At 74.0% G+C, this 21842-nt stretch carries 19 protein-coding genes and 7 tRNA genes; 16 read left to right on the top strand and 10 right to left on the bottom strand.

Annotation, left to right across the window (positions count from 1 at the left end):
• Positions 1–264: 264 nt before the first annotated feature.
• The 4 genes from cbiE to AZE13_RS07045 all read left to right on the top strand — a co-directional run bounded on the left by cbiE (position 265) and on the right by AZE13_RS07045 (position 8631).
• Positions 265–1485 carry a precorrin-6y C5,15-methyltransferase (decarboxylating) subunit CbiE gene (gene cbiE / locus AZE13_RS07060; protein WP_066928055.1) on the top strand — a complete coding sequence of 407 codons (1221 nt, stop codon included), beginning with the start codon at positions 265–267 and terminating at the stop codon, positions 1483–1485.
• 236 nt (positions 1486–1721) lie between these two features.
• Positions 1722–6272 (top strand): nicotinate-nucleotide--dimethylbenzimidazole phosphoribosyltransferase, encoded by a 4551-nt coding sequence (gene cobT / locus AZE13_RS07055; RefSeq protein ID WP_066928053.1) that lies wholly within the window; start codon positions 1722–1724, stop codon positions 6270–6272.
• Between the two features lie 221 nt (positions 6273–6493).
• Complete coding sequence (gene cobA, locus AZE13_RS07050) at positions 6494–7735, top strand: uroporphyrinogen-III C-methyltransferase (RefSeq protein ID WP_066928051.1); 1242 nt, start codon at positions 6494–6496, stop codon at positions 7733–7735.
• A gap of 83 nt (positions 7736–7818) precedes the next feature.
• Positions 7819–8631, top strand: a complete 813-nt coding sequence (locus AZE13_RS07045) for a TrmH family RNA methyltransferase (protein WP_066928050.1) — start codon at positions 7819–7821, stop codon at positions 8629–8631.
• A 35-nt stretch (positions 8632–8666) separates the two neighbouring features.
• On the opposite strand, the gene AZE13_RS07040 is transcribed toward AZE13_RS07045, so the two are convergent.
• Positions 8667–10067, bottom strand: a complete 1401-nt coding sequence (locus AZE13_RS07040) for a serine/threonine-protein kinase (RefSeq protein ID WP_079123765.1) — start codon at positions 10065–10067, stop codon at positions 8667–8669.
• A gap of 611 nt (positions 10068–10678) precedes the next feature.
• Here AZE13_RS07040 and AZE13_RS07035 point away from each other — a divergent pair.
• A complete protein-coding gene (locus AZE13_RS07035; RefSeq protein ID WP_066928048.1) occupies positions 10679–10888 on the top strand; it encodes a hypothetical protein in 210 nt (69 codons plus the stop codon).
• Positions 10889–11078: 190 nt separating this feature from the next.
• Here AZE13_RS07035 and AZE13_RS07030 read toward each other — a convergent pair.
• The 5 genes from AZE13_RS07030 to AZE13_RS07010 form a co-directional block, all read right to left on the bottom strand.
• Positions 11079–11150 (bottom strand) — tRNA-Val (locus AZE13_RS07030).
• A 34-nt stretch (positions 11151–11184) separates the two neighbouring features.
• Positions 11185–11256, bottom strand: a tRNA-Val gene (locus tag AZE13_RS07025).
• 24 nt (positions 11257–11280) lie between these two features.
• Positions 11281–11352, bottom strand: a tRNA-Val gene (locus tag AZE13_RS07020).
• A 1-nt stretch (position 11353) separates the two neighbouring features.
• Positions 11354–11427: transfer RNA gene (locus tag AZE13_RS07015), tRNA-Cys, on the bottom strand.
• Between the two features lie 35 nt (positions 11428–11462).
• A tRNA-Gly gene (locus AZE13_RS07010) sits at positions 11463–11535 on the bottom strand.
• A gap of 176 nt (positions 11536–11711) precedes the next feature.
• On the opposite strand from AZE13_RS07010, the gene AZE13_RS07005 reads away from it, so the two are divergent.
• From AZE13_RS07005 to AZE13_RS06995, 3 genes are all read left to right on the top strand, one after another.
• The gene (locus AZE13_RS07005; protein WP_066928046.1) at positions 11712–12779 is read left to right on the top strand and encodes a chorismate-binding protein; all 1068 of its coding nucleotides are present in this window, start codon (positions 11712–11714) and stop codon (positions 12777–12779) included.
• Positions 12776–13600 (top strand): aminotransferase class IV, encoded by an 825-nt coding sequence (locus AZE13_RS07000; protein ID WP_066928043.1) that lies wholly within the window; start codon positions 12776–12778, stop codon positions 13598–13600. The genes AZE13_RS07005 and AZE13_RS07000 overlap by 4 nt, the downstream gene beginning before the upstream one ends.
• A 117-nt stretch (positions 13601–13717) precedes the next feature.
• Positions 13718–14548 (top strand): GNAT family N-acetyltransferase, encoded by an 831-nt coding sequence (locus AZE13_RS06995; protein ID WP_066928041.1) that lies wholly within the window; start codon positions 13718–13720, stop codon positions 14546–14548.
• 115 nt (positions 14549–14663) lie between these two features.
• Here AZE13_RS06995 and AZE13_RS06990 read toward each other — a convergent pair whose 3' ends face one another.
• Positions 14664–15194: a DsbA family protein gene (locus tag AZE13_RS06990; protein ID WP_066928039.1), complete on the bottom strand. Its 531-nt coding sequence runs from the start codon at positions 15192–15194 to the stop codon at positions 14664–14666.
• A 245-nt stretch (positions 15195–15439) separates the two neighbouring features.
• Between AZE13_RS06990 and AZE13_RS06985 the strand changes: the two genes are divergently transcribed.
• Together AZE13_RS06985 and AZE13_RS36725 are read left to right on the top strand one after the other, a co-directional pair.
• The gene (locus AZE13_RS06985; RefSeq protein WP_066928038.1) at positions 15440–15889 is read left to right on the top strand and encodes a hypothetical protein; all 450 of its coding nucleotides are present in this window, start codon (positions 15440–15442) and stop codon (positions 15887–15889) included.
• 68 nt (positions 15890–15957) lie between these two features.
• The gene (locus AZE13_RS36725; RefSeq protein WP_181690271.1) at positions 15958–16113 is read left to right on the top strand and encodes a hypothetical protein; all 156 of its coding nucleotides are present in this window, start codon (positions 15958–15960) and stop codon (positions 16111–16113) included.
• A 45-nt stretch (positions 16114–16158) separates the two neighbouring features.
• On the opposite strand, the gene AZE13_RS06980 is transcribed toward AZE13_RS36725, so the two are convergent.
• Positions 16159–16725 (bottom strand): CGNR zinc finger domain-containing protein, encoded by a 567-nt coding sequence (locus tag AZE13_RS06980; RefSeq protein ID WP_066928037.1) that lies wholly within the window; start codon positions 16723–16725, stop codon positions 16159–16161.
• Positions 16726–16951: 226 nt separating this feature from the next.
• Complete coding sequence (locus tag AZE13_RS06975; protein ID WP_003959770.1) at positions 16952–17365, bottom strand: SsgA family sporulation/cell division regulator; 414 nt, start codon at positions 17363–17365, stop codon at positions 16952–16954.
• Positions 17366–17554: 189 nt separating this feature from the next.
• On the opposite strand from AZE13_RS06975, the gene AZE13_RS06970 reads away from it, so the two are divergent.
• From AZE13_RS06970 to AZE13_RS06955, 4 genes are all read left to right on the top strand, one after another.
• Positions 17555–17989, top strand: a complete 435-nt coding sequence (locus tag AZE13_RS06970; protein WP_066928035.1) for a TIGR02611 family protein — start codon at positions 17555–17557, stop codon at positions 17987–17989.
• Between the two features lie 52 nt (positions 17990–18041).
• A tRNA-Val gene (locus AZE13_RS06965) sits at positions 18042–18113 on the top strand.
• 84 nt (positions 18114–18197) lie between these two features.
• The gene (locus AZE13_RS06960) at positions 18198–18659 is read left to right on the top strand and encodes an SRPBCC family protein (RefSeq protein ID WP_066928033.1); all 462 of its coding nucleotides are present in this window, start codon (positions 18198–18200) and stop codon (positions 18657–18659) included.
• Positions 18660–18731: 72 nt separating this feature from the next.
• A tRNA-Val gene (locus AZE13_RS06955) sits at positions 18732–18803 on the top strand.
• Positions 18804–19008: 205 nt separating this feature from the next.
• On the opposite strand, the gene AZE13_RS06950 is transcribed toward AZE13_RS06955, so the two are convergent.
• The gene (locus AZE13_RS06950; protein WP_066928533.1) at positions 19009–19734 is read right to left on the bottom strand and encodes an exonuclease domain-containing protein; all 726 of its coding nucleotides are present in this window, start codon (positions 19732–19734) and stop codon (positions 19009–19011) included.
• A 206-nt stretch (positions 19735–19940) separates the two neighbouring features.
• On the opposite strand from AZE13_RS06950, the gene AZE13_RS06945 reads away from it, so the two are divergent.
• On the top strand, positions 19941–20531 hold the full coding sequence (locus tag AZE13_RS06945) for a DUF4365 domain-containing protein (RefSeq protein WP_066928031.1): 591 nt from the start codon (positions 19941–19943) through the stop codon (positions 20529–20531).
• Positions 20531–21718, top strand: a complete 1188-nt coding sequence (locus AZE13_RS06940; RefSeq protein ID WP_066928029.1) for a hypothetical protein — start codon at positions 20531–20533, stop codon at positions 21716–21718. The genes AZE13_RS06945 and AZE13_RS06940 overlap by 1 nt, the downstream gene beginning before the upstream one ends.
• The last annotated feature ends 124 nt before the right edge of the window (positions 21719–21842 follow it).

Here is a 21842-nt window from a genome sequence, read left to right as displayed (position 1 = left end):
TCTCCGATCTCCGTGGGCCGCACAGGCCGGGTCTTCCGGGCCCAAGGCCGGGGCCACGCCGAGTGCCACAGGCGCCGGTCCGCCGTCGGGGCCGTACCTCGCGCGGTACTCTCGGCCTGCCGCGCCTGCCCGCGCGACCAGCGCCCACTCCGTACCCCGGCGGCACCACCACCGGCCCGCCGGCGCCCCGCAGCCAGGGGCACCTCCCGCTTGCCGGGGACACCCCGTCCGCGTATCCACAGCAGCCCCAGGAGACTGACGAGCATGGCCGACCGGGTCACGGTGATCGGATGGGACGGCTCCCCGCTGACCGACGCCGCCCGCTCCGCCCTCGGCGCCGCCACACTGGTGGCCGGCGCCGCCCACCACCTCGCGCTGCCCGAGGTCCCGCCGCACGCCGAGCGGATCCGGCTCGGCAGCGTGACCCTGGCCGCCCGCCGGATCGCCCAGCACCGCGGCACCGCCGTCGTACTCGCCGACGGCGACCCCGGCTTCTTCGGCGTGGTACGCACCCTGCGCGCGCCCGAGCACGGCCTGGAAGTCGAAGTGGTACCGGCCGTCTCGTCCGTCGCCGCTGCCTTCGCCCGGGCCGGTATGCCCTGGGACGACGCCCAGATCGTCGTCGCCCACAGCCGTGACCTGCGCCGCGCGGTCAACGTCTGCCGCGCCCACACCAAGGTCGCGGTGCTCACCTCGCCCGGCGCCGGCCCCGCCGAACTCGCCCTGCTGCTCGGTGGCGTCCACCGCACCTTCGTCATCTGCGAGGACCTCGGCACCGACCGGGAGCGGGTGACCGTCCTCACCTCCGACAAGGTCGCCGACCACGTCTGGCGCGACCCCAATGTCGTCATCGTCGTCGGCGGTTCACCGGGCGGCGCCGCGGCCCAGGAGACCGGCTGGATCGCCGGCCACGAGGTCGGGCACCCGGCCGGCCCGCGTGGCTGGGGACTTCCGGCCCGCGCCTACGGCGGTGCCCTGGGCGAAGGCGAGTCCGTCACCCTGCGCACCGCCCAACTCGCCCGCCTCGGGCCGCGGGTGGGCGACCTGGTCTGGGACATCGGCACGGGCAGCGGAGCCGCCGCGGCGGAGGCCGCGCGCTTCGGTGCCGCGGTCATCGCCGTGGACGCCGACCCGGACGCCTGCGAGCGCGCCGCCGCCGTCGCCCGCCGCCAGGGCGTCCAGCTCCAGGTCGTCCCCGGCCGGGCCCCGCAGATCCTGGAGGACCTGCCGGAGCCCGACGTGGTGCGGGTCGGTGGCGGGGGAGCCGAGGTGGTCACCGCCTGCGCGGCCCGTCGCCCCGAACGGATCGTCACCCATGCCGCGACCCGCGACGAGGCCGAAGCCCTCGGCCGGGCGCTGGCAGACGGCGGATACGACGTCGAGTGCGCCCTGCTGCAGTCGGTCGACCTCGATACCTCCGTCTGGGTCGAACGCGAGCGGTCCGTGGTCTTTCTGCTCAGCGGGTACCGGCTTTCTCACCCATGACCTGCCCTGCCGCACGCGCGAGGTAGGCTGGCGGATCGTTGCGCCGCCGTTCCGCATTCGGCTTCGTACGCCAATATCCGGAAAATGCCCTGGTTTTGGACGAGTATGAAGCTCTGGAGAGCGGACGTGCCGCGAGGCGTGCTCGCTCGTTCTAGCTATCGGGGCGTCGGCGCGCCCCGGTCGCGCGTGTCGCACGAGCGGTTGGAAGGAGCACTACCGATGGGCGAGGGGTACGCATGACCGACACCGGCCGGGTCCCGGGCGAGGGACAGCCGGAGAACGCAGGCGGACATCCCGGGCAGCCTCAGCAGGCCGCCTCCCCCAAGCTCGAAGGAGCAGGGGGGACCCCCACCGCCGCCGACGCCGGACCGACGGAACCGCCGGGCATGGTGCCTCCTCCGGGCGAATACCTTTACGTCGACCAGGCTCACGGGGTCGACCAGGCCCACCAGGCGGAACAGGCCCATCAGGTCGAACCGGCCGACGGCATCGTCGAGGACGACGATCTGCTGTTGATGCCGGGCGCCCAGGGTGCCTGGAGCGAGCAGCCCGCGCCGCCGCAGCCGCTGCCCCCGGCGCAGGAGGCCCACCAGGGCCCGGCCCAGCAGCCCCGGCCCGGTGCGCAGTTCGAGGCCCCGGCCCCGGCCGCCGGCTTCGAGCCGATGCCCGCACACGCCGGTGACCACGAGAGCGGCGGCCGGGACTCCGGTTCCGTCGACCTCAGCGCGGTACGCATCCCCCAGCCCGCGGCACCGCAGCCGCCCGAGCGCGCCCGGGCCGCCGCGCCGTCCCCCGCTCGCCGTCCGCTGCACCTCGGCCCGCCGGTACCCGACGCGACCGGCGGCGTCGTCCGTTCGCTCGCCGACCGCGGTCCCTCCCCGACGCCCGAACGGCGCGGGGGGACCCCCGTCGCCCCGACGCAGACCCCCTCGCGGCCCGTCGGCCCGCCGACCGGCAACCCCGAATACTTCGACGTTCCGGCCGATGTCCCGGTCGACGTTCCGGTCGACGTCCCGGTGGGGGCCGCGGCCGGTGCTCCGGCCGAAGGCGCCCAGGGCCCGGAAGCCGTGACGCCGGGACAGCCCGTGACGCCGGGACAGCCCGCGGTGTCCGGACCGCACATGACGCCTGACACGACGCCTGGACAGCCGGTGGCGGGTGCGCAGCCCCCTGCCGAGCAGCCTGCCGGTGACCCCGCGGTGGTCGCGCAGGCCTTCGCGACGTACGGGGAGCAGGCCTACGGCGGGCAGTTGTCCGCCGAGCAGGCCTACGGGGCCGCGGGCCAGGGTCCGTTGCCGGGCCCGCAGCTCGGTGAGATCCCGTCGCAGCAGCCGACGTGGGGTGCGCCCCCGGCCCAGGAGGCACCGGAAGCGGCTCCGGAATCGGTTCCGGCTCCGGAACCGGGATCGGCTCCGGGATCGGTGGCGGAGACGGAGGTGCCGGGCGAGCCCGACACCGAGCCCGCCGAGGCGGATGCGCAGGATGGCGCCGAGCCCGTGGCGCCTGAGCAGGAGCCCGTGGCGCAGAGTCAGGACGCTCCCGTGGCGCAGGATCAGGACGCGGCGGAGGCCGTCGCGGAGGCCGGGGACGGGGACGCCGCCGGTACCGCCACGGGTGCCGCGGCGGCCGTCGCTGGGCCCGAGGACGCCCCGGACGCGCCGGTTGACGCGGAGGCGCCCCGCGCCGAAGCGGTCGCTGCCGAGGCACCCGCGACGGAGCCCGTGGCCGCCCCGGCCCCCGAAGCCGCCTCGGAAGCGGACGCGGTCGAGGCCGCCGAGGCGGAGCCCGCTGTGGACGCCCCGTCGCCGGACGCCCCCGTCGCCGAGGTCCCCGAAGCCGCTCAGCCGGATGCGCCCGTCGCCGAGGAGCCCCGGCAGCAGCAGCCTGCGGCTCCGGCAACAGAGGCCGCCCCGGCCGAGCAGCCCGTACCGGCCGAGCAGCCCGCCACGGCCACCGTCCCGGAAGCCGCCGACGCGGCCCCGGCGCCGCAGGACCCGTCGGCCGCCGACCAGCCGCAACGTCAGCCGCAGCCGCAGTCCGCCCCGGCTGCCCCGGCTGCCCCGGCCGAGACCGTCGAGCCGCCCGCCGCAGAGCAGTCGGCCGCAGAGGGGCCGCAACCCGTCGAACCAGCCGCGTCCGCCGCCCCCGACGACGATGAGCGGCCGGAGACCGAGGCCGCCGCCCTGGCACCCGTGCCCGCCCCGCAGGGCCCGGTCGCCATGCCCCCGGCCGAGAGCGGCGGGCCCCAGGAGCAGGCCGTCATAGAGCCGTCCGCGGCACAGCAGCCGTCCGCCGAGCAGCCGCGGCCCGACGCCGCAGCGGAGACGGGGGAGGCCGCAGAGCCGGGGGAACCTCCCGCGCACGGGGAACAGCCCGCCGAGGCCGGCGACAACACCCCCGCGCCAGGGGATACCGGCGCCGCAGCGGACACCCAGGCGTCAGCGGACACGCAGGCGTCAGGGGACACGCAGGCGTCAGGGGACACCCCCACGTCAGGGGATGCCCCCGCCACAGTGGACACCCCCGCCCCGGCGGACACCCCTGCCACGCCGGACACCCCCGCCGCCGCAGCGAACCCGGACACCACGCCCACGCCCACCCCCGCGCCCGTCCCGCCCGCCGCGGACCACACGCCCGCCGAGCCGGAGCCGCACGCCGCCACGCCGGATCCGGCGTCGGCCGCCACCACGCCCGAACCGGCGCCGGACGCCGGTCCCGGCCCGGCCCAAGCCGCCGCCGAGCAGCCCGCCGAAGCACAGACCGTCGCCATCCACATCCCGGCCCAGGCGGCCGGCGACCGGCCCGTCGCCGAGCCCGCCAAGGAGCCGGCCGCCCCGTCGGCGGACTCCGCCGACAAGGCCGCCCAGCAGTCCGGCGAGACTGCCCAGCAGGCCGACGAGGCCCCCCAGCAGCAGGACGCCGCCGCACTCGTCCAGCTCGGCGAGGGGCATGAGGAGGACGAGCCGCAGGCCGAGGAGCCGCCGCGGGGCACGGACGGACCGCGGCCCACGGAGGAGGCCGAGGCCGCCGACGCGGCAGGCCTCCCGGTCGCCTCCCCGGCCACCGGGTACGACGACTCCGAGCGCGCCGCCGTCCACCGCGTGATGCGCGAGCGCCGCGACATCCGCAACGGCTTCCGCGGCGACCCGATCCCCCACGACGTGCTGCTGCGCGTCCTGGAGGCGGCCCACACCGCCCCCAGCGTCGGGCACTCCCAGCCCTGGGACTTCGTCGTGATCCGGTCGGCCGAGACCCGCGAGAAGATGCACCAGCTCGCCATGCAGCAGCGCGACGCGTACGCCAAGTCGCTGCCCAAGGCGCGGGCCAAGCAGTTCCGTGAGCTGAAGATCGAGGCGATCCTCGAAACCCCGGTCAACATCGTCGTCACCGCCGACGCCACCCGTGGCGGCCGGCACACCCTCGGACGGCACACCCAGCCGCAGATGGCCCCGTACTCCTCCGCGCTCGCCGTCGAGAACCTCTGGCTCGCGGCCCGTGCCGAGGGCCTGGGCGTCGGCTGGGTCAGCTTCTTCGACGAGCGGGAGATGGTCCGCGAGCTGGGCCTGCCCGAGCATCTCGAAGTCGTCGCGTACCTGTGCATCGGCTATGTCGACGAGTTCCCGGACGAGCCGGAGCTGCTGCAGGCCGGCTGGTCCAGGCGCCGGCCGCTGTCCTGGGTCGTCCACGAGGAGACGTACGGCCGCCGCGCACTGCCCGGGGAGAGCCCGCACGACCTCCTCCAGGAGACCCTGCAGGGCATCCGCCCGCTGGACGCCAAGGCGCTCGGCGAGGCCTGGGAGCGGCAGAAGCGGATGACCAAGCCCGCCGGGGCGCTGGGCATGCTGGAGATCATCTCCGCGCAGCTGTGCGGACTGTCCCGCAAGTGCCCGCCGCCGATCCCGGAGCCCGCCGCGGTCGCGATCTTCGCCGGTGACCACGGTGTGCACGCCCAGGGCGTGACCCCCTGGTCCCAGGAGGTCACCGGCCAGATGGTCGCCAACTTCCTGGGCGGCGGCGCGGTCTGCAACGCCTTCGCCAACCAGGTCGGCGCCGAGGTCTGTGTGGTGGACGTCGGCGTGGCCGGAGAACTCCCCGCCACCCCGGGGCTGCTGCCCCGCAAGGTCCGCGCCGGCACCGCCGACTTCACCACCGGCCCGGCGATGACCGAGGACGAGGTGCGGGCGGCGATCGAGGTGGGCATCGAGACCGCCCGCGACCTCGTGGCGGCCGGCAACAAGGCGCTGCTCACGGGCGAGATGGGCATCGCCAACACCACCACCTCCGCGGCGCTGATCGCCGTCTACACCGGCGCCGACCCGGTCGAGGTGACCGGCCGGGGCACCGGTATCAACGATGAGACCCACGCCCGCAAGGTCGAGGTGGTCCGCCGCGCCCTGGAGCTCCACCAGCCCGACCCGGCCGACCCGATCGGCGTGCTCGCCGCGGTCGGCGGCCTGGAGCACGCGGCCATGGCCGGTCTGATCCTCGGCGGCGCCTCGCTGCGTACGCCGGTGATCCTGGACGGGGTCAGCGCCGGCGCCGCCGCCCTGGTGGCCCGGGCCATCGCCCCCGAGGCGCTGGCCGCCTGTATCGCCGGTCACCGCAGCGCCGAGCCCGGCCATGTCGCGGCCCTCAACAAGCTCGGCCTGCGCCCGCTGGTCGACCTCGATCTGCGCCTCGGCGAGGGCACCGGCGCGCTGCTCGCCCTGCCCGTGGTGCAGAGCGCCGCCCGCGCCATGCACGAGGTCGCCACCTTCGACTCCGCCGGAGTCACGGAGAAGGGCTGACCGGTGGCGATGGGGGTCCCCCCTGCTCCTTCGAGCTTTGGGGGGCCGCCCCGTATGATCCCCGGCCCGCAGCCCCATAGGCTGTGGGCCGAGGCCGTACCGCCCCACGGTTCGTACCCCCTCATCAGCTCTCATCAGCCGCTCCGGAGCCGCAGCGGACTGAGCCGGTCGTCGCATCGCACCCCCGCCCTCGCCCCATCCGCACAAGGAGCCGTACCGCCATGGCCGATCACGTCGCCGAACACCCCGCCTACCCCGTCGGACTGCGGCTGTCCGGCCGCCGGGTGGTCGTCCTGGGTGCCGGGCAGGTCGCCCAGCGCCGGCTCCCCTCGCTCGTCGCCGCCGGCGCCGACGTCCTGCTGATCTCGCCGTCCGCCACCCCGTCCGTCGAGGCGATGGCCGACGCCGGCGAGATCCGCTGGGAGCGCCGCCGCTACCGGGACGGTGACCTCGCCGACGCCTGGTACGCGCTGATCTCCACCGATGACGCCGCGGCCAACGCCGCCGCCTCCCAGGAGGCCGAGGACCGCCGGGTGTGGTGCGTACGCGCCGACGACGCCGAGGCGGCCACCGCCTGGACCCCGGCCACCGGCCGCAGCGAGGGCGTCACCGTCGCCGTGCTGACCGGCCGGGACCCGCGCCGCTCCGCCGCCGTCCGCGACGCCATCGTCGAGGGCCTCCGGGACGGCAGCATCGCCGCCCCGCACCACCGGCGTTCGCGCACCGCGGGCGCCGTCGCGCTGGTCGGCGGCGGCCCGGGCGACCCCGACCTGATCACCGTCCGGGGACGGCGCCTGCTCGCCGAGGCGGATGTCGTCATCGCCGACCGGCTGGGCCCCCGCGACCTGCTCGCCGAACTCCCGCCGCACGTCGAGGTCATCGACGCCGCCAAGATCCCCTACGGGCGCTTCATGGCCCAGGAGGCGATCAACAACGCCCTCATCGAACACGCCAGGGCCGGCAAGGCGGTGGTCCGCCTCAAGGGCGGCGACCCGTTCGTCTTCGGCCGCGGCATGGAGGAGGCCCAGGCGCTCGCCGAGGCCGGCATCCCCTGCACGGTCGTCCCCGGCATCTCCAGCACCATCAGCGTTCCCGCCGCCGCGGGCATCCCCGTCACCCACCGCGGCGTCGCCCACGAATTCACCGTCATCAGCGGCCATGTCGCCCCCGACGACGACCGCTCCCTGGTCGACTGGCCGGCGCTGGCCAGGCTCCGCGGCACCCTCGTCGTCCTCATGGGCGTGGAGAACAGCGGCGCGATCGCCGCCGAGCTCATCGCGCACGGCCGCCCCGCCGACACCCCGGCCGCGGTCATCCAGGAGGGCACCACCGCCACCCAGCGCCGGGTCGACGCCACCCTCGCGACCCTCGGCGAGACCGTACGGAACGAAGGCGTCCGCCCGCCGGCGGTCATCGTCATCGGCGACGTGGTCGGCCTCTCCACCGCTCCCACCCCCAGGTAACCGATCCCCAGGCAACCGCCCACCAGGTAACCGGTCCCGTACGCGGCATGGGAACCCCGACACCGACAAGGCACGATCTCCCCGTGGCAGACATCATCACCATCGACGACCCGGACGACCCCCGGCTGGCCGACTACACCGGTCTCACCGACGTCGAACTGCGCCGCCGGCGCGAGCCCGCCGAAGGACTCTTCATCGCCGAGGGCGAGAAGGTCATCCGGCGCGCCCGCCACGCCGGTTACGAGATGCGCTCCATGCTCCTCTCTGCCAAGTGGGTCGACGTCATGCGCGACGTCATCGACGAGGTCCCGGCGCCGGTCTACGCCGTCAGCCCGGCCCTCGCCGAGCGGGTGACGGGCTATCACGTACACCGCGGCGCGCTCGCCTCCATGCAGCGCAAACCGCTGCCGGCGGCCACCGAACTCCTCGCCGACGCCCGCCGTGTCGTCGTCATGGAGGCCGTCAACGACCACACCAACATCGGCGCGATCTTCCGCAGCGCCGCCGCCCTCGGCATGGACGCGGTCCTGCTCTCCCCGGACTGCGCCGATCCGCTCTACCGACGCTCGGTGAAGGTCTCCATGGGTGCGGTGTTCTCCGTGCCGTACGCCCGCCTGGAGAGCTGGCCCCGCGACCTGGCCGCCGTACGGGAGGCCGGCTTCAAGCTGCTCGCGCTCACCCCGGCGGAACAGGCCACCCCCGTCGACGAGGCCGCCCCGCACACGCTGGAACGTGTCGCGCTCATGCTGGGCGCCGAGGGCGGCGGCCTCACCACCGGCGCCCTCCGTGCCGCCGACGAATGGATCCGCATTCCCATGGCCCACGGCGTCGACTCCCTCAATGTGGGTGCCGCCGCCGCGGTGGCCTTCTACGCGGCGACGACGGGCACGCGGTGATGGCCGGCGGGCACGCCGTGACCTGACGCCCGTACCTAACGCCCCTGCGTGTCCCCGTACGGAGCGACCGGATCGAGCGGGGCGGCCGGAGCGGCCGGAGCGACGAGAGTGAGCGGGGCGACCGGAACGTGTCGTTCCACTGCCCGCCCGCGGGCCGGTCCCTGGCAGCCCTGTGCCGCCGCGATGCCCAGCGCCACCAGCAGCGTCACCACGACGAAGACGATGACCCGCTGGCGGAGCAGCCGCCGGTCGGGGCCGGGCCGCCGGGCGCCCGCTGCCGGCCGCGCCGGGCCACGTGAACCGTTTCGCCCGGTGGGCCGTGACGCCGGTGCCGGGTGCGGAGCACGTCGCCCCCCATCGGTACGCGGGTGTGGACGTTTCCCCGCACCCGCACCTGAGGCCGGGCCGGCCGGCCGGGCCCCGGAGCCCCGGGGCGCCGGTGGACGGGACGGGTGCGGACGCGGCGCGGACGTGCCGGCCGTCCGCCGCTCGGTGCGCTGCCGCGCGTACTCCTCGGCCCGCTGCCCGGTCGGCCGCTCCGCGGGACGGCGCTCCGCGCGGCCCCAACCCGCCCCGGCTCCGGCCCCGTTCTCCGGCGGCCCGTCCGACAGGCCGTGCACCTCACGGGCCGCGATCTCCTTGAGCCGCAGCGACAGCGACAGGGTGCTGGGGCGGTCCGCCGGGTCCTTGGACAGACAGGTGGCGAGCAGCGGGGCGAGCGCGTCCGGTACGCCGGCGAGCTGTGCCTCCTCGTGGACCACCCGGTAGAGCATCACCTCCGAACTGCCCTGACCGAAGGGGGAGTCCGCGGTGCAGGCGTACGCCAGGGTGGCGCCCAGCGCGAAGATGTCGGTCGCCGGTGTCACCGCGGCCCCGCGCACCTGCTCGGGCGCCAGGAAGCCCGGCGAGCCGACCGCCGTACCGACATGCGTCAGCGTGCTGGCGCCGGTCGCCCAGGCGATACCGAAGTCGATGATCCGCGGGCCCTTGGGCGACAGCAGGATGTTGGACGGCTTGAGGTCGCGGTGCACCACGCCCGCGTCATGGACGGCCAGCAGCCCCTCGGACAGCGCGGCGCCGATGGCGGCGACCTGCGCCGGGGACAGCGGCCCCTCGTCGTTGACCTTGTCGTGCAGCGAGGGCCCCGGTACGTACTGCGTCGCGAACCAGGGGCGGTCCGCGTCCAGATCGGCGGCCACCAGCCGCGCCGTACAGCCGCCGCGGATGCGGCGGGCCGCCGAGACCTCGCGCGCGAACCGCGAGCGGAACTCCTGGTCCTCGGCCAGATCCGGCCGGATGACCTTCAGCGCCACCCGCTGCCCGCGCTTGTCCGAGCCGAGATAGACCACGCCCATCCCGCCCGCGCCGAGCCGGCGGTGCAGCCGGAACGTCCCGACGACACGCGGGTCCTCGCGTCGGAGCCGCATCATCGCCATGTCCGTCCCCTACCTGCGGTGGGGAGGCCCCTCCGCTGCCAACCGTCTGACGTGGCACAGCTTACGGATTGACGGCTCGGTGTGCTGAGAGGCCGCGCATGCGTCGGCGACCGGATGTCAGCGGAGGCTGCGATGCCCGGGACACGGGCCGGAATCGGCCGTCGTACGGGCCGACTTCCCGTTCCCGGGCCCAATGTTCCGCCGGGGAACGGGGATTGACGGGGCGGAAGACGGGTGCCGTCGGCCGGGCGAGGGCGGCGGGGGCCCGTCCCGGGCGCGGGCGAGGGGGAAATGGGGGCCGGCGGAAGGCGTCGCGGGGGCGGCGCGGGTTCCGCGGGGGGCGGGTTGACGTGAGCGAGGTCACTCCGAGAGGCCGTGGAGCGGTGGCCGGACGGCTTTTCTCGGGGATGTCCCCAGGTCTTCGGCGCCCTGTCTCCACCCAGGGGAGTAGACGGGGCTCCGCCCCGTCATCCTCCTGGAGGCCGACCAATCGGTACGACGGCATGACGCCCGGTGCCCGCCGGTTGCCTACTGTTGTTCTCAAGCGGCGGGTGCAGCACTCGTCCCCCGAGGTCAGACACCCGCCGCGCCAAGACGACAGGAGCGGGGCGATGGACCGGGTGCCAGGACGGACGGCCCTTCGGCCGCGGTGGCGCCGGCTCGACTCGGCGTTCGGCGGCCGGCCGTCCTCGGGTACCCGCCATCCGCTGGTCGCGGTGGCCATGGTGCTGCCGCTGGCCATCGTGCTCGCGGTGGTCTTCGGCGGCTTGGAAGCCGTCGTCACACAGGCGTCGTCCGTGGCCGGAATGCTGGGGCGCTGAATGGCACCCCAGGCCCGGGAGAGCGGCCCGGGAGGGACCTCCGGCTGAACCCCGTGGGGACGGGGGTGCGGCGGACGGCACGAAAGGCCGGGCATCTGGGGAGATGCCCGGCCTTCGAGCTCTTCACGAAGCGCAACTCGCACAAAGCCCGAGGGCCGGAGCGTAAGACTCCGGCCCTCGGGCTTCAGTGTGGACGATACTGGGATTGAACCAGTGACCTCTTCCGTGTCAGGGAAGCGCTCTCCCGCTGAGCTAATCGTCCTCGGGACCGCGGGCCACAAGGACCCGCAGCTGCGTGCGCGATACTGGGATTGAACCAGTGACCTCTTCCGTGTCAGGGAAGCGCTCTCCCGCTGAGCTAATCGCGCGGGGATCCGGAAGAACCGGATCAGTGGACGATACTGGGATTGAACCAGTGACCTCTTCCGTGTCAGGGAAGCGCTCTCCCGCTGAGCTAATCGTCCTTGGAGGTGGAGACGGGATTTGAACCCGTGTAGACGGCTTTGCAGGCCGTTGCCTCGCCTCTCGGCCACTCCACCAGGAGTGCGGGGGTTCGGGAAGATCCCCCACTTCGAGCGGACGACGAGACTCGAACTCGCGACATCCACCTTGGCAAGGTGGTGCTCTACCAACTGAGCTACGTCCGCAGTGTCTCTCCCAGACTACGTCCGGAAGCGACCCGGCCTCCGGGGCGCTTCCGCGTCCCGGCGACGTGTTGAACTTTAGCGGATTCCGGGGCCAGTACAAAAACGTGTTTGTGCAGCGTGCTGCGCCGCTCGCTCGGCACAGGCGGCCGAGGGGCCGCCGCCATAGACTCACTGACGTGCACGACTTCGCTCCTATGGCCCGCTTCGGTGGCCTGATAGCCACCGATCTGCGCGATGTGACCACCGATCCCGCGGCCCTGGACTCCACGGGCTGGTGGGCGGTGGCCGCCGACTTCGAGGGCTCGGTGGTCTGCGCCCGCTTCGGCGACGTACGCCCCGCCACCGCGGCGGACGCGCCCGTTCCCGACGGCTGGCGGGGCCCGGCGCGGGGCGCCTGGACCAGCTCCCTGGACCGCGCGGCCTATACCGCCGGCGTACGGCGGGTCCGCGAACACATCGCGGCGGGCGACGTGTACCAGGTGAATCTGTGCCGGGTGCTGACCGCACCGCTGCCCGACCCCGCCCGCGCCGACGTGGACGCGCTCTCCGCGGTGCTGGCCCACGGCAACCCGGCCCCGTACGCCGGCACGATCCGGCTGCCCGGCCAGGGCGTCGAGATCGCCAGTGCTTCCCCGGAGCTCTTCCTGCGGCGCGACGGCCGCACCGTCTCGTCCGGCCCGATCAAGGGCACCGGCCGGACCGCGGCCGACCTCTCGGAGAAGGACCGGGCGGAGAACGTGATGATCGTGGACCTGGTCCGCAACGACCTCGGCCGGGTCTGCGCCACCGGCACGGTCACCGTCCCGGCACTGTGCGCCGTCGAGGAGCACCCCGGCCTGGTCCACCTCGTCTCCACGGTGAGCGGGGAACTGGACCCGGCCGGCGAGAAGAGCGCCTGGGCGGACCTGCTGGACGCGACCTTCCCGCCCGGCTCGGTCTCCGGCGCCCCCAAGTCCAGCGCGCTGCGGATCATCGACGAGCTGGAGACCGCGCCCCGCGGCCCGTACTGCGGCGGCATCGGCTGGGTCGACGCCGACCGCCGCACCGGTGAGCTCAACGTCGGCATAAGGACGTTCTGGATCGACCGCACCCCGCCCGGGGGACCGGTGCTCCGCTTCGGCGCCGGCGCCGGGATCATCTGGGACTCCGATCCGGAGCGGGAGTGGGCGGAGACCGAGCTGAAGGCGAGCCGGCTGCTGGCGGTAGCGTCGGGGCCGTACGAGGAGAGCGGAGGAGAGCGATGAGGATCTGGCTCGACGGGGCACTGCGGGACACCGAGAGCGCCCGGGTCTCGGTCTTCGATCACGGCCTGACCGTCGGCGACGGGGTCTTCGAGACCGTCAAGGCCGTCCACGGACGCGCCTTCGCCCTCACCCGTCACCTCGAGCGCCTCACCACCTCGGCCCGCGGCCTCGGCCTGCCCGCCCCCGACCTCGACGAGGTACGGCGTGGCTGCGCGGCCGTCCTCGACGCCGTCCCGATGGCCCTCGGCCGGCTGCGGATCACCTACACCGGCGGCGTCTCCCCGCTCGGCTCGGACCGCGGCGAGGCCGGACCCACGCTGGTCGTCGCACTCTCCGAGACCTCCCGCCGCCCCGACACCACGGCCGCGGTCACCGTCCCCTGGACCCGTAACGAACGTGGTGCGCTGGCCGGCCTGAAGTCCACGTCGTACGGCGAGAACGTCGTCGCCCTGGCCCGGGCCCGTGAACGGGGCGCCTCCGAGGCGCTGTTCGGCAACTCCGTCGGCGCGCTCTGCGAGGGCACCGGCTCCAACGTCTTCGTCGTCCTGGACGGCGAACTGCACACCCCGCCGCTGCACTCGGGCTGCCTGGCGGGCATCACCCGCGCGCTGACCCTCGCCTGGGCCGGCGCCAAGGAGACCGATCTGCCGCTGGACGCCCTGGAGCGGGCCGAGGAGATCTTCCTGACCTCCTCGCTGCGCGACATCCAGGCGGTGACCCGGATCGACGGCCGCCAACTGGCCGACGCCCCGGGCCCGGTGACCGCCGAAGCCATGCGGATCTTCGCCGAGCGGGCCGCCGCCGACTTCGATCCGCGGTAAGGGAACGCGCTCCGCGGGATGTGATGCGCGGTCGATCCGCCGTGGGTGGTGCGCGGTCGATCCGGGGCAGGGCATCCGAGGTGATGACGGTGTCGCGCGGGCGGGTAGAGAGTCCTAGTGACCACTACGCTGCGCCCCGCCGGACCGGAAGAACGCCACGACGACGGCACCCGGGCCCGCCGGTACGACGTCTGTGACAACAGCCGCCGCGTCGGCGGGGTCCGGCTGGCGACCGACAGCCGGTCCGGCCCGGCCGCCGGCCGGATCGCCGATCTGCGCATCGACCCCGCGGACCGGCGGCGCGGCCGTGCCACGGTCGCCGCGCTCGCCGCCGAGGAGGTGCTGCGCGGCTGGGGCTGCCGGCGGATCGAGCTGACCGTCCCGGCCGAGGCCGCGGCCGCCGTACGGCTCGCGGCCGCGCTGGGCTACACCGAGCGCGGCAGGCTGCTGAGCAAGCCCCTGACCGAGGCGCCCCGCCTGCCCGAAGGCAGCGCGGACCGCCCGTTGAGCGCCGCGGAGTACCCGGCCTGGCGGGACGCGGCGGTCGCCGAGTACGTCCGGGCGCAGACGGCGCAGGGGATGTCCGGGGACCACGCGGAGAAGACCGCCCGGGCCGAGCACCGTGAGCTGCTGCCGGACGGCGCCGCGACGCCCGGCCAGGCGCTGCGCTTCCTGGTGCACGACGGTACGGACGTCGGCCACCTGTGGGTGGCCCTGCGCCGGCCCGGGCAGCCGGGCGGCTATGTCGTCGATGTGTGGGTGGCGCCGGACCACCGCGGGCGCGGCCACGGCCGCACCCTGATGCTGGTCGCCGAGCGGATCAGCCTCGCCGCGGGCCGTGCCGCCCTCGGGCTGAGCGTCCACGCGGACAACACGCCGGCGCGCCGCCTGTACGACTCACTGGGCTACCGGACCGCCGCGTACCGGCTGTGGAAGCCGATCCTCTGAACCGGCCGTGACGCCCCCTCCCGGGTCCGGCCGTGACGTCCCCGGGTCCGGCCGTGACGTCCCCGGGTCCGGCCGTGTCGTCACCGGGGCGGGGTGTGGCGGGTCCGGGGCGGGCTCAGCCCTGCTCGGCCAGCAGCCGGTCGGCGATCTCCTCGATGCGGGCGCGCAGTCCCTCCTGGCTCCTGCCGCCGTCGAGCCGCTCACCGCCGATCACATACGTCGGCGTGCCGGTCACCCCGATCGCCTTGCCCTCGGCCTGGTCCGCGTCGACGACCAGCAGATGCCGCCCGTCGATCAGCGCGGTGTCCAGCTCCTCGGCATCGAGGCCCAGCTCCCCGGCGATGTCCAGCAGCAGCTGCTCGCCGCGCCGGCCGAGCTCCTCGGTGCGCGCCAGCACCGCCTCGGCGTACGGCCGGCCCCGGCCCTGTTCGGCGGCCTCCTCGGCGGCCTGTGCGGCCGCGTAGGCGTGCTTGTTCTTCGGCAGCGGGAAGTGGCGCAGCCGGATCTCCAGCCGGTCGCCGTAGCGTTCCCGCAGCGCCCGCAGGTCCTCCTGGGCGGTGTGGCAGTCCGGGCACTGCAGGTCGCACCACACGTCCAGAACAGGACGGACGGGACGGGCGGCGGCGGGCGTGGTGGCGTCGTTCATGGGGCCAGTCTCCCAGTACCCCGTCGGCCGGCGCCGGGAGGTGCCCCGGCCCGGGGCCCTGCCCGGCACCCGGCCCGGCGCCCGAACCGGCGCCCGGACCGGGACCCGGGGAGGATCCCGACCCTGAGGCGACCCGGAGATGTCCCTGATCCCGTACCGGAACATGGCCTGCACGGGGCTGGACAGGGCAGGATGGAAGAGAGCAGCGCGCCGCCTGCTCGCCCCTCGACCGGCAGGAGGACCGGATGCTGACCTCGACTGTCTGTGCCGCACTGTCGGCAGCGGGCCTGGGCATCGCCGCGCTGACGGCGTACCGCAAGAAGTTTCTGGCCGCGACCCGTATCGCCGCCTACTCGCTGATTCCGGTCGGCCTGGTGATGACGGGCGTCATCGACTGGGTGACCAGTGTCGTCTTCAAGCCGACGGTCTGGGCCGGCTTCGGGCTGCTGGCGCTCTCCGCCGTGCTGTTCATGGTCAGCCGGGGTGTGGAGCGCCGCCGGGGGATCGGCGGCCGTAGGGAGCGCAAGGCCGCACGGGCCACCGCCGCGTCCGGCGCGGTGGCGCCGGCCGCCTCGGCACCGTCGCTCGGCGCGGGCCGGCCGGCCGCCGGGGGGAAGGCCCCGCAGGCCGCGGAGAGCGCACCGAAGGATGACTTCTCGGACATCGAAGCGATCCTGAAAAAGCACGGGATCTGATGAACTCCCGCTGCTGAGGGGCTATTTGGGCGTACTCGGACGATCATCTGCGTCATGATGCGCGCGAGATGAACGATGAGTGCGCCCTCACCCAGGACGACGCCCCGTCCCCCGAACCACGCGGTTGCCTGTTCGCGCTGTCCCAGCCGCCGCTGATGCTCTTCCTCGCCGTGATCGGCCTGCTGCTGCTCCTCGGGGCAGTACACGACCTCTTCATCCTGTGAGCCCGGTATGCGGCGCCGCCGCTCCGCGTCCTTCCGGCACGGGCCCTAGCCGGTGGCCTCCCGCCGCCGGGCCCGGTAGGCGGCGACATGCAGCCGGTTCCCGCAGGTGCGGCTGTCGCAGTAGCGCCGGGAGCGGTTGCGGGAGAGGTCGACGAAGGCGTGCCGGCAGTCGGGCGCCTCGCAGCGGCGCAGCCGCTCGCGCTCCCCGGCCACGACGAGGAAGGCCAGCGCCATCCCGCCGTCCGCGGCCAGATGGTCGGCGGCCGAGGCGCCGGGCGCGAAGTAGTGGACGTGCCAGTCGTAGTCGTCGTGATCGGTCAGCCGTGGTGTGGTGCCCGCGGAGGCGACCAGCGCGTTGAGCCGCTCGGCCGCGGTGCGGTCGTCCCCGGCCGAGAAGACCTCGGCGAACCGCTCGCGCACGGACCGCACCGCCGCCAGATCACCGGGGCCGAGCACGCCGAGATCGCTGAAGCTGTGCCGCCGTACGAAATCCTCCAGTGCCGCGACATCGGCCAGGCGGTCCGGGGCGTCGGGCGATCCGCCGCCCGGAGCCGTGTTCAGCAGGTCGACGACCACGTCCAGCGCGTACCGGGTGTCATGGGTGATCATCACGGTTCCGCTCCCTGGCCGGGTGGGGTCGGACGGGCGCCGCCCCGGTGTCGTTGCCGAATGGTCGCCGACTCTAGCGCGTCCCACGAGCTCCGGCGCCGTCTGTCGCGGGAGATACCGCGACGACGACGCCGAAGTGTGCCGTATGGACTTGTCGGTCCTGCGCCGTCTCCCCGAGTCGGACGGTCGCAAGTGAGCGGGTGGGTGCTTTCGGTAACCGGTCTGCGTCTCAGCTCTCCGCGAGAATGTGGGAAAGCTCGGTGTCGAGATCGAAATGCCGGTGCTCCGTACCGGGCGGTACGGCGGCGTCGGTCCTCTTGAGGAACGACTCGAGGGCCCGCGCGGGGGCCTCGAGCAGGGCTTCTCCTTCCGGGGAGCTCAGGGCGATGCAGACCACGCCCTGTCCGTGGCTCCGGGACGGCCATACCCGGACGTCTCCGGTGCCGGTGGGACGGTGCAGCCCCTCGGCGAGGAGATCGCGGGCGAAAACCCACTCGACGGTCTCCTCGGCTCCGGTGTGGAAGGTGGCGTGCACGGCATAGGGATCGGCCGTGTCATACCGCAGGCCCGCGGGTACAGGCAGTGAGGACTCGCTCGACACAACGAGGCGCAGGTGCAGCTCGCAGCTGACCGTGGTGTTCATAAGCGCCAGGGCCTTTCGCTCAGTGTGCGCTCGGGGATTCGCACGTCGGCGAAATCGACATGCCACCTACGGTGCCGTTGTAAACCCCTCTGACGGTTTTGGGTGGCTTCAGGTACCTCTTACGGCGGATTGCGAGATCGTCCTCACCGGTAATTCCGTGGACCCATCCCGTCCGGTAAGTTTGACGGTATGAATACGCAGAGTAACGGGGGGCCGGGAGTCGTCGAGGAGGACGCCGTGCCGCCTCCTGAGCAGCCCCTCGGTTCCCGGGCGCCGCGCTTCATCAAGCGTTCCCGGCCCCTGCACATGAGCTGGCAGGTCGGCGTCTTCGTGGTCGGCCTCGCGGTGGTGGTCACGGGCGTGATCATGCTGCCGCTGCCCGGCCCCGGCTGGTTGGTGATCTTCGCCGGTATGGCGATCTGGGCGACCGAATTCGTCTGGGCCCAGCTGGTGCTGCGCTGGACCAAACGCAAGGTCACCGAAGCGGCCCAGAAGGCACTCGACCCCCGGGTGCGGCGCCGCAACATCATTCTCACCACCATCGGCGTGGTCGTCATCGCGGTGGCCCTGGCGGTCTATGTGTGGAAGTTCGGCTTCGCGATGCCCTGGAACGTCACCGAGTGACCGCAGGTGGTCAACGTGCCCGCCGACGTGCGGTAATGTTGGCGGTGCGCCCGGGCGATTAGCTCAGCGGGAGAGCGCTTCGTTCACACCGAAGAGGTCACTGGTTCGATCCCAGTATCGCCCACCCGGACGACGGCCCGGAGACTCCAAGTCTCCGGGCCGTCGCGGTTGTTGGGCATTTCCGCGGCCGTGGGCGCACACTCGGAACATGCCCGACTGGCCGCGCCGACCGCACCACTACCGCTTCCGCAGCGTCTGGCTGCTGCCCGCCCCGCCGGCCGCCGTCTACGCCGCCCTGGCGGACGCCGAGGCCTACCCCCGATGGTGGCCACAGGTCCGCGAGGTGACCCCGTTCGACGACCGCAGCGGCACGGCCCGCTTCCGCTCGCTGCTGCCGTACGACCTGGAGGTCGTGGCGGCCGAGCGGGTACGGGACCCGGGCGCGGGGGTCCTGGAGATCGCGATGCGCGGGGACCTGGCGGGCTGGGCGCGCTGGACGGTCGGGCCCGCGCCCGGCGGCAGCCGCGCCGTGTTCGATCAGGAGGTCGAGGTGTGCAAGCCGCTGCTGCGGCGGTTCGCGCTGGTGGGCCGCCCGCTGTTCGTGGCCAATCACGCGCTGATGATGCGGTCCGGCCGGCGCGGGCTCGTCGCCTGGCTGGTTCGCGACTGAGCGAATTTGATGGATGGCCCGCGCGACCTGTATTGTTCAGGTCGTTCGCGAGGGAAACCTCGCCGACAACCCGGGCGATTAGCTCAGTGGGAGAGCGCTTCGTTCACACCGAAGAGGTCACTGGTTCGAACCCAGTATCGCCCACCGGGATCAAGGGCCGGGCCGCTGAAAGGCGGTCCGGCCCTTATTCGTTGCCGGATTCGTCGCCGTTCGTTACCGGCCGCGCCCCCGGCCGTCGTGCGGATAACCGGTGCGTTGCCGGGTTGCCGTACGGGGATTTGCCGGGAATTCCTCTCGCGCCGCGGCTTTGCCGGTGGTTTCCCGGCGGTCCGGAATTCCTGAGGGAACATCAGGCGGCGGCCGGGAGTTCCGGACGTATCGGCCAGTGCGGATCGACCGGCTCGGAACTGCCGGAACGGGCGAACCACGCCTCCAGCCCGCGGGCCTGGGCGGCGTGCCACACCGCCTGGCGGGTGTGCAGCTGCGCCGGGCGCAGCCCCCGCAGCCGGTCGGCGAAGCGCTGCCCCAGGGCCCGTACGACGTGCAGCGCGGCGAGCGCGTCGGCAGCCGCCTCGTGCGCGTCGGCCAGCTGGACCTCGTACTGCGCGCACAGATCGGTGAGCGTGCGGCGGCCCTTGCGGTAGCGGTCCAGATGCTTGTCCAGCACCCGGGGGTCCAGTACGCACAGCGGATGCGCGCCCAGGTAGGCGGCGAGCGAGCTGGCGCGGTGCCGCTTCAACTCGCGCTCCAGCAAGGTCAGATCGAACGGGGCGTTCATCACCACCAGCGGCCGCCCGGCCGCCGACTGGGCGGCCAGAGCCCGCCCGACCTCCTCCAGCACCGGCGCCGGCCAGCGGCCGTGCAGCGCGAGGTGGTCCGCCGTCAGCCCGTGCACCGCGGTCGCGGCCGGGGGGATCTCCACGCCCGGGTTGATCAGCCAGCGGGTGACGCGGGGCGTCGAGCGCGGGGTCTCCTGGACGACCAGGGCCGCGGAGACGATGCGGTCCCGCTCGACGTCGATGCCCGTCGTCTCGGTGTCGAAGGCGGCAAGTGGACCGTCGTACCAGCACGGCATCATCCCAACTCCTCCCGGCCGTAAGGGGGATGGCGCGGCGAACTATCCGACCTGGTGATACCCGGGCCGCCCGGTGGCCGAACCGCCCTTGTTTGCGGACCACTTGACGCGGAGACAACCACAGGGACGGGCGCGATCCGCCGCCTCCCGTCACCCCCTGTCCCTGCACGCACGGCAACTGGCACAGCCCGGAAGGCAGCTCCGCGATGACGCTCGCGCAGCCCGGACGGGGCGGGCTGTCCCCCGCGAGCGGGCGGGACCCCCGGCCCCCGCCGATCACCCCGCAGCGCGGTGGACTCGCCACCACGGCCTGCATGGAGACCCTCCAGGTGGCGTACCTGCACGCGGTCGCCGCCGCCTCCGGATGCTCACTGGCGCAGCCCTTCCCGGACAACGGGATCGACTGGCACGTCAGCCATGGCGCGCCCGGTCACACCGCCGACGACGAGGTCACCATCAAGGTGCAGCTCAAGTGCACCTACCAGACCGCCCCGCGCCCGCCGGGCCCCACCTTCGCCTTCACCCTCGACAACGACCACCTGGTGAAGCTGGCCCGTACACCGGTCGCCGTGCACAAGATCCTGGTCGTGATGCTGGTCCCGCGGACCCAGGAGGACTGGCTGCGGGCCTCCCACGACCGCCTCGAACTGCGGCACTGCTGCTACTGGACGAATCTGGCCGGCCATCCGGTGACCGGCCGGCGCAGGACCACTGTGCGGATCCCGACCTCGCGGATCTTCGACGACCGAGCGCTCTGCGAGATCATGACGCGGGTCGGGGCGGGAGGGAGACCCTGATGTACCGGCCGACCGACGAACCAGACGCGCGGCCCCCGGACCCCGCGCAGCTCGACCCGGCGGTGCTCGGCGCGCTGCTGGCCCGGCACGGCTGGCGGCGCCGGGGCGCGGCCACCGGCCCCTACGCCCGGTGGACGCCGCCCGGCGGGACGTACGGCACCAGCCTGCTGGTGCCCTGCGACCGCCGCTTCCCCGACAGCACCGAGCTGCTCGCCGAGGCGCTGGCGGCGCTCGACCGGAGCGCCGCGCCCTCCGCCCGCGAGGTGCTGACGGGGCTTGCGGTGCCCAGCGACGAGGTCCGCTGGGAGCGCGAGGTCCCCGACGGCGGCTCCGGCGCGGCCCGCTGGGTGGCGCAGGAACAGCTGCGCGGCGCCGCCCGCGCGATGCTGGTCGCCGGCGCCCTGGGCACGTACGGCCGGGCCGGCTACTACGGCGCCCGGCACAAACGGCGGGCCGAGGACTTCCTGAACGAGGTGCTGGTCGGCCCGGCGGCGGCCGGCCGCCGGCTGACCGCGTTCGTTCCGGTACGCGGCGGCCGCACGGCGGTCGCCGGGCTCCAGCAGGCACTGCACGCCGCCCGCGACGCCACCGACTACCAGCGGGCCACCGGCGGCATGGAAGCCTTCGACGCGGCCGTGGGACTGGGCGTCTGCCACGAGCTGACCCAGGCGCTGATCGCGCTCGTACGGGAGGCGGAGGGGGTACGGATCGCGATCGGGTGGTCACCGGCGGCGGGGACCCCGGCCGGCTGCCCGGCCCGGCCCGAACCGGTGGAGTTCTCGCCCGGCGACCTGCCCGCACTGCAGCGGGCGGCCCAGCGCTACGTCCGCGCCGAACCCTCGCTGCCGGTGCAGGTGACCGGCGCGGTCGTCCGGCTGCGCCGGGAGCGGCCGGACGGGCGCGGCACGGTGCGGCTGCGGGTGCTCGCCGGGGCCGACGTGGTGCGGGTACGGGTCGCGCTGGGGGAGGAGGACTACCGGATCGCCGGGCACGCCCACCTGGCCGGCCTGCCGATACGGGTCAGCGGACGGCTGGAGAGCCGGGGCGGCTTCCGGCGGATCACCGGCGGCCACGACGTCACCCCCGTACACGTCGACGAGGCGGAGCGGGACCGGCTGCTGAAGTCGCTGCAGGAGAACCCCGGCTTCTTCGAGGAGGCCTGCGGGGAGCCACTGGACGAGGAGTAGGACCGGCAGCGCTCCGGAGGAGGAACCCGCGGAGGCGGCACAGGGGCGGAACGACGGGGGCGGGGCAAACCGTTTCGCGGTCGGGCGCCGTGGCTCGGTACGATTCGGCTGCGCAGCAATCGCT

This window comes from Streptomyces sp. NBRC 110611, assembly GCF_001590865.1.
In the GTDB taxonomy this organism is placed as follows: Bacteria; Actinomycetota; Actinomycetes; order Streptomycetales; family Streptomycetaceae; genus Streptomyces.
This window is presented reverse-complemented; position numbering and strand designations above follow the sequence as displayed.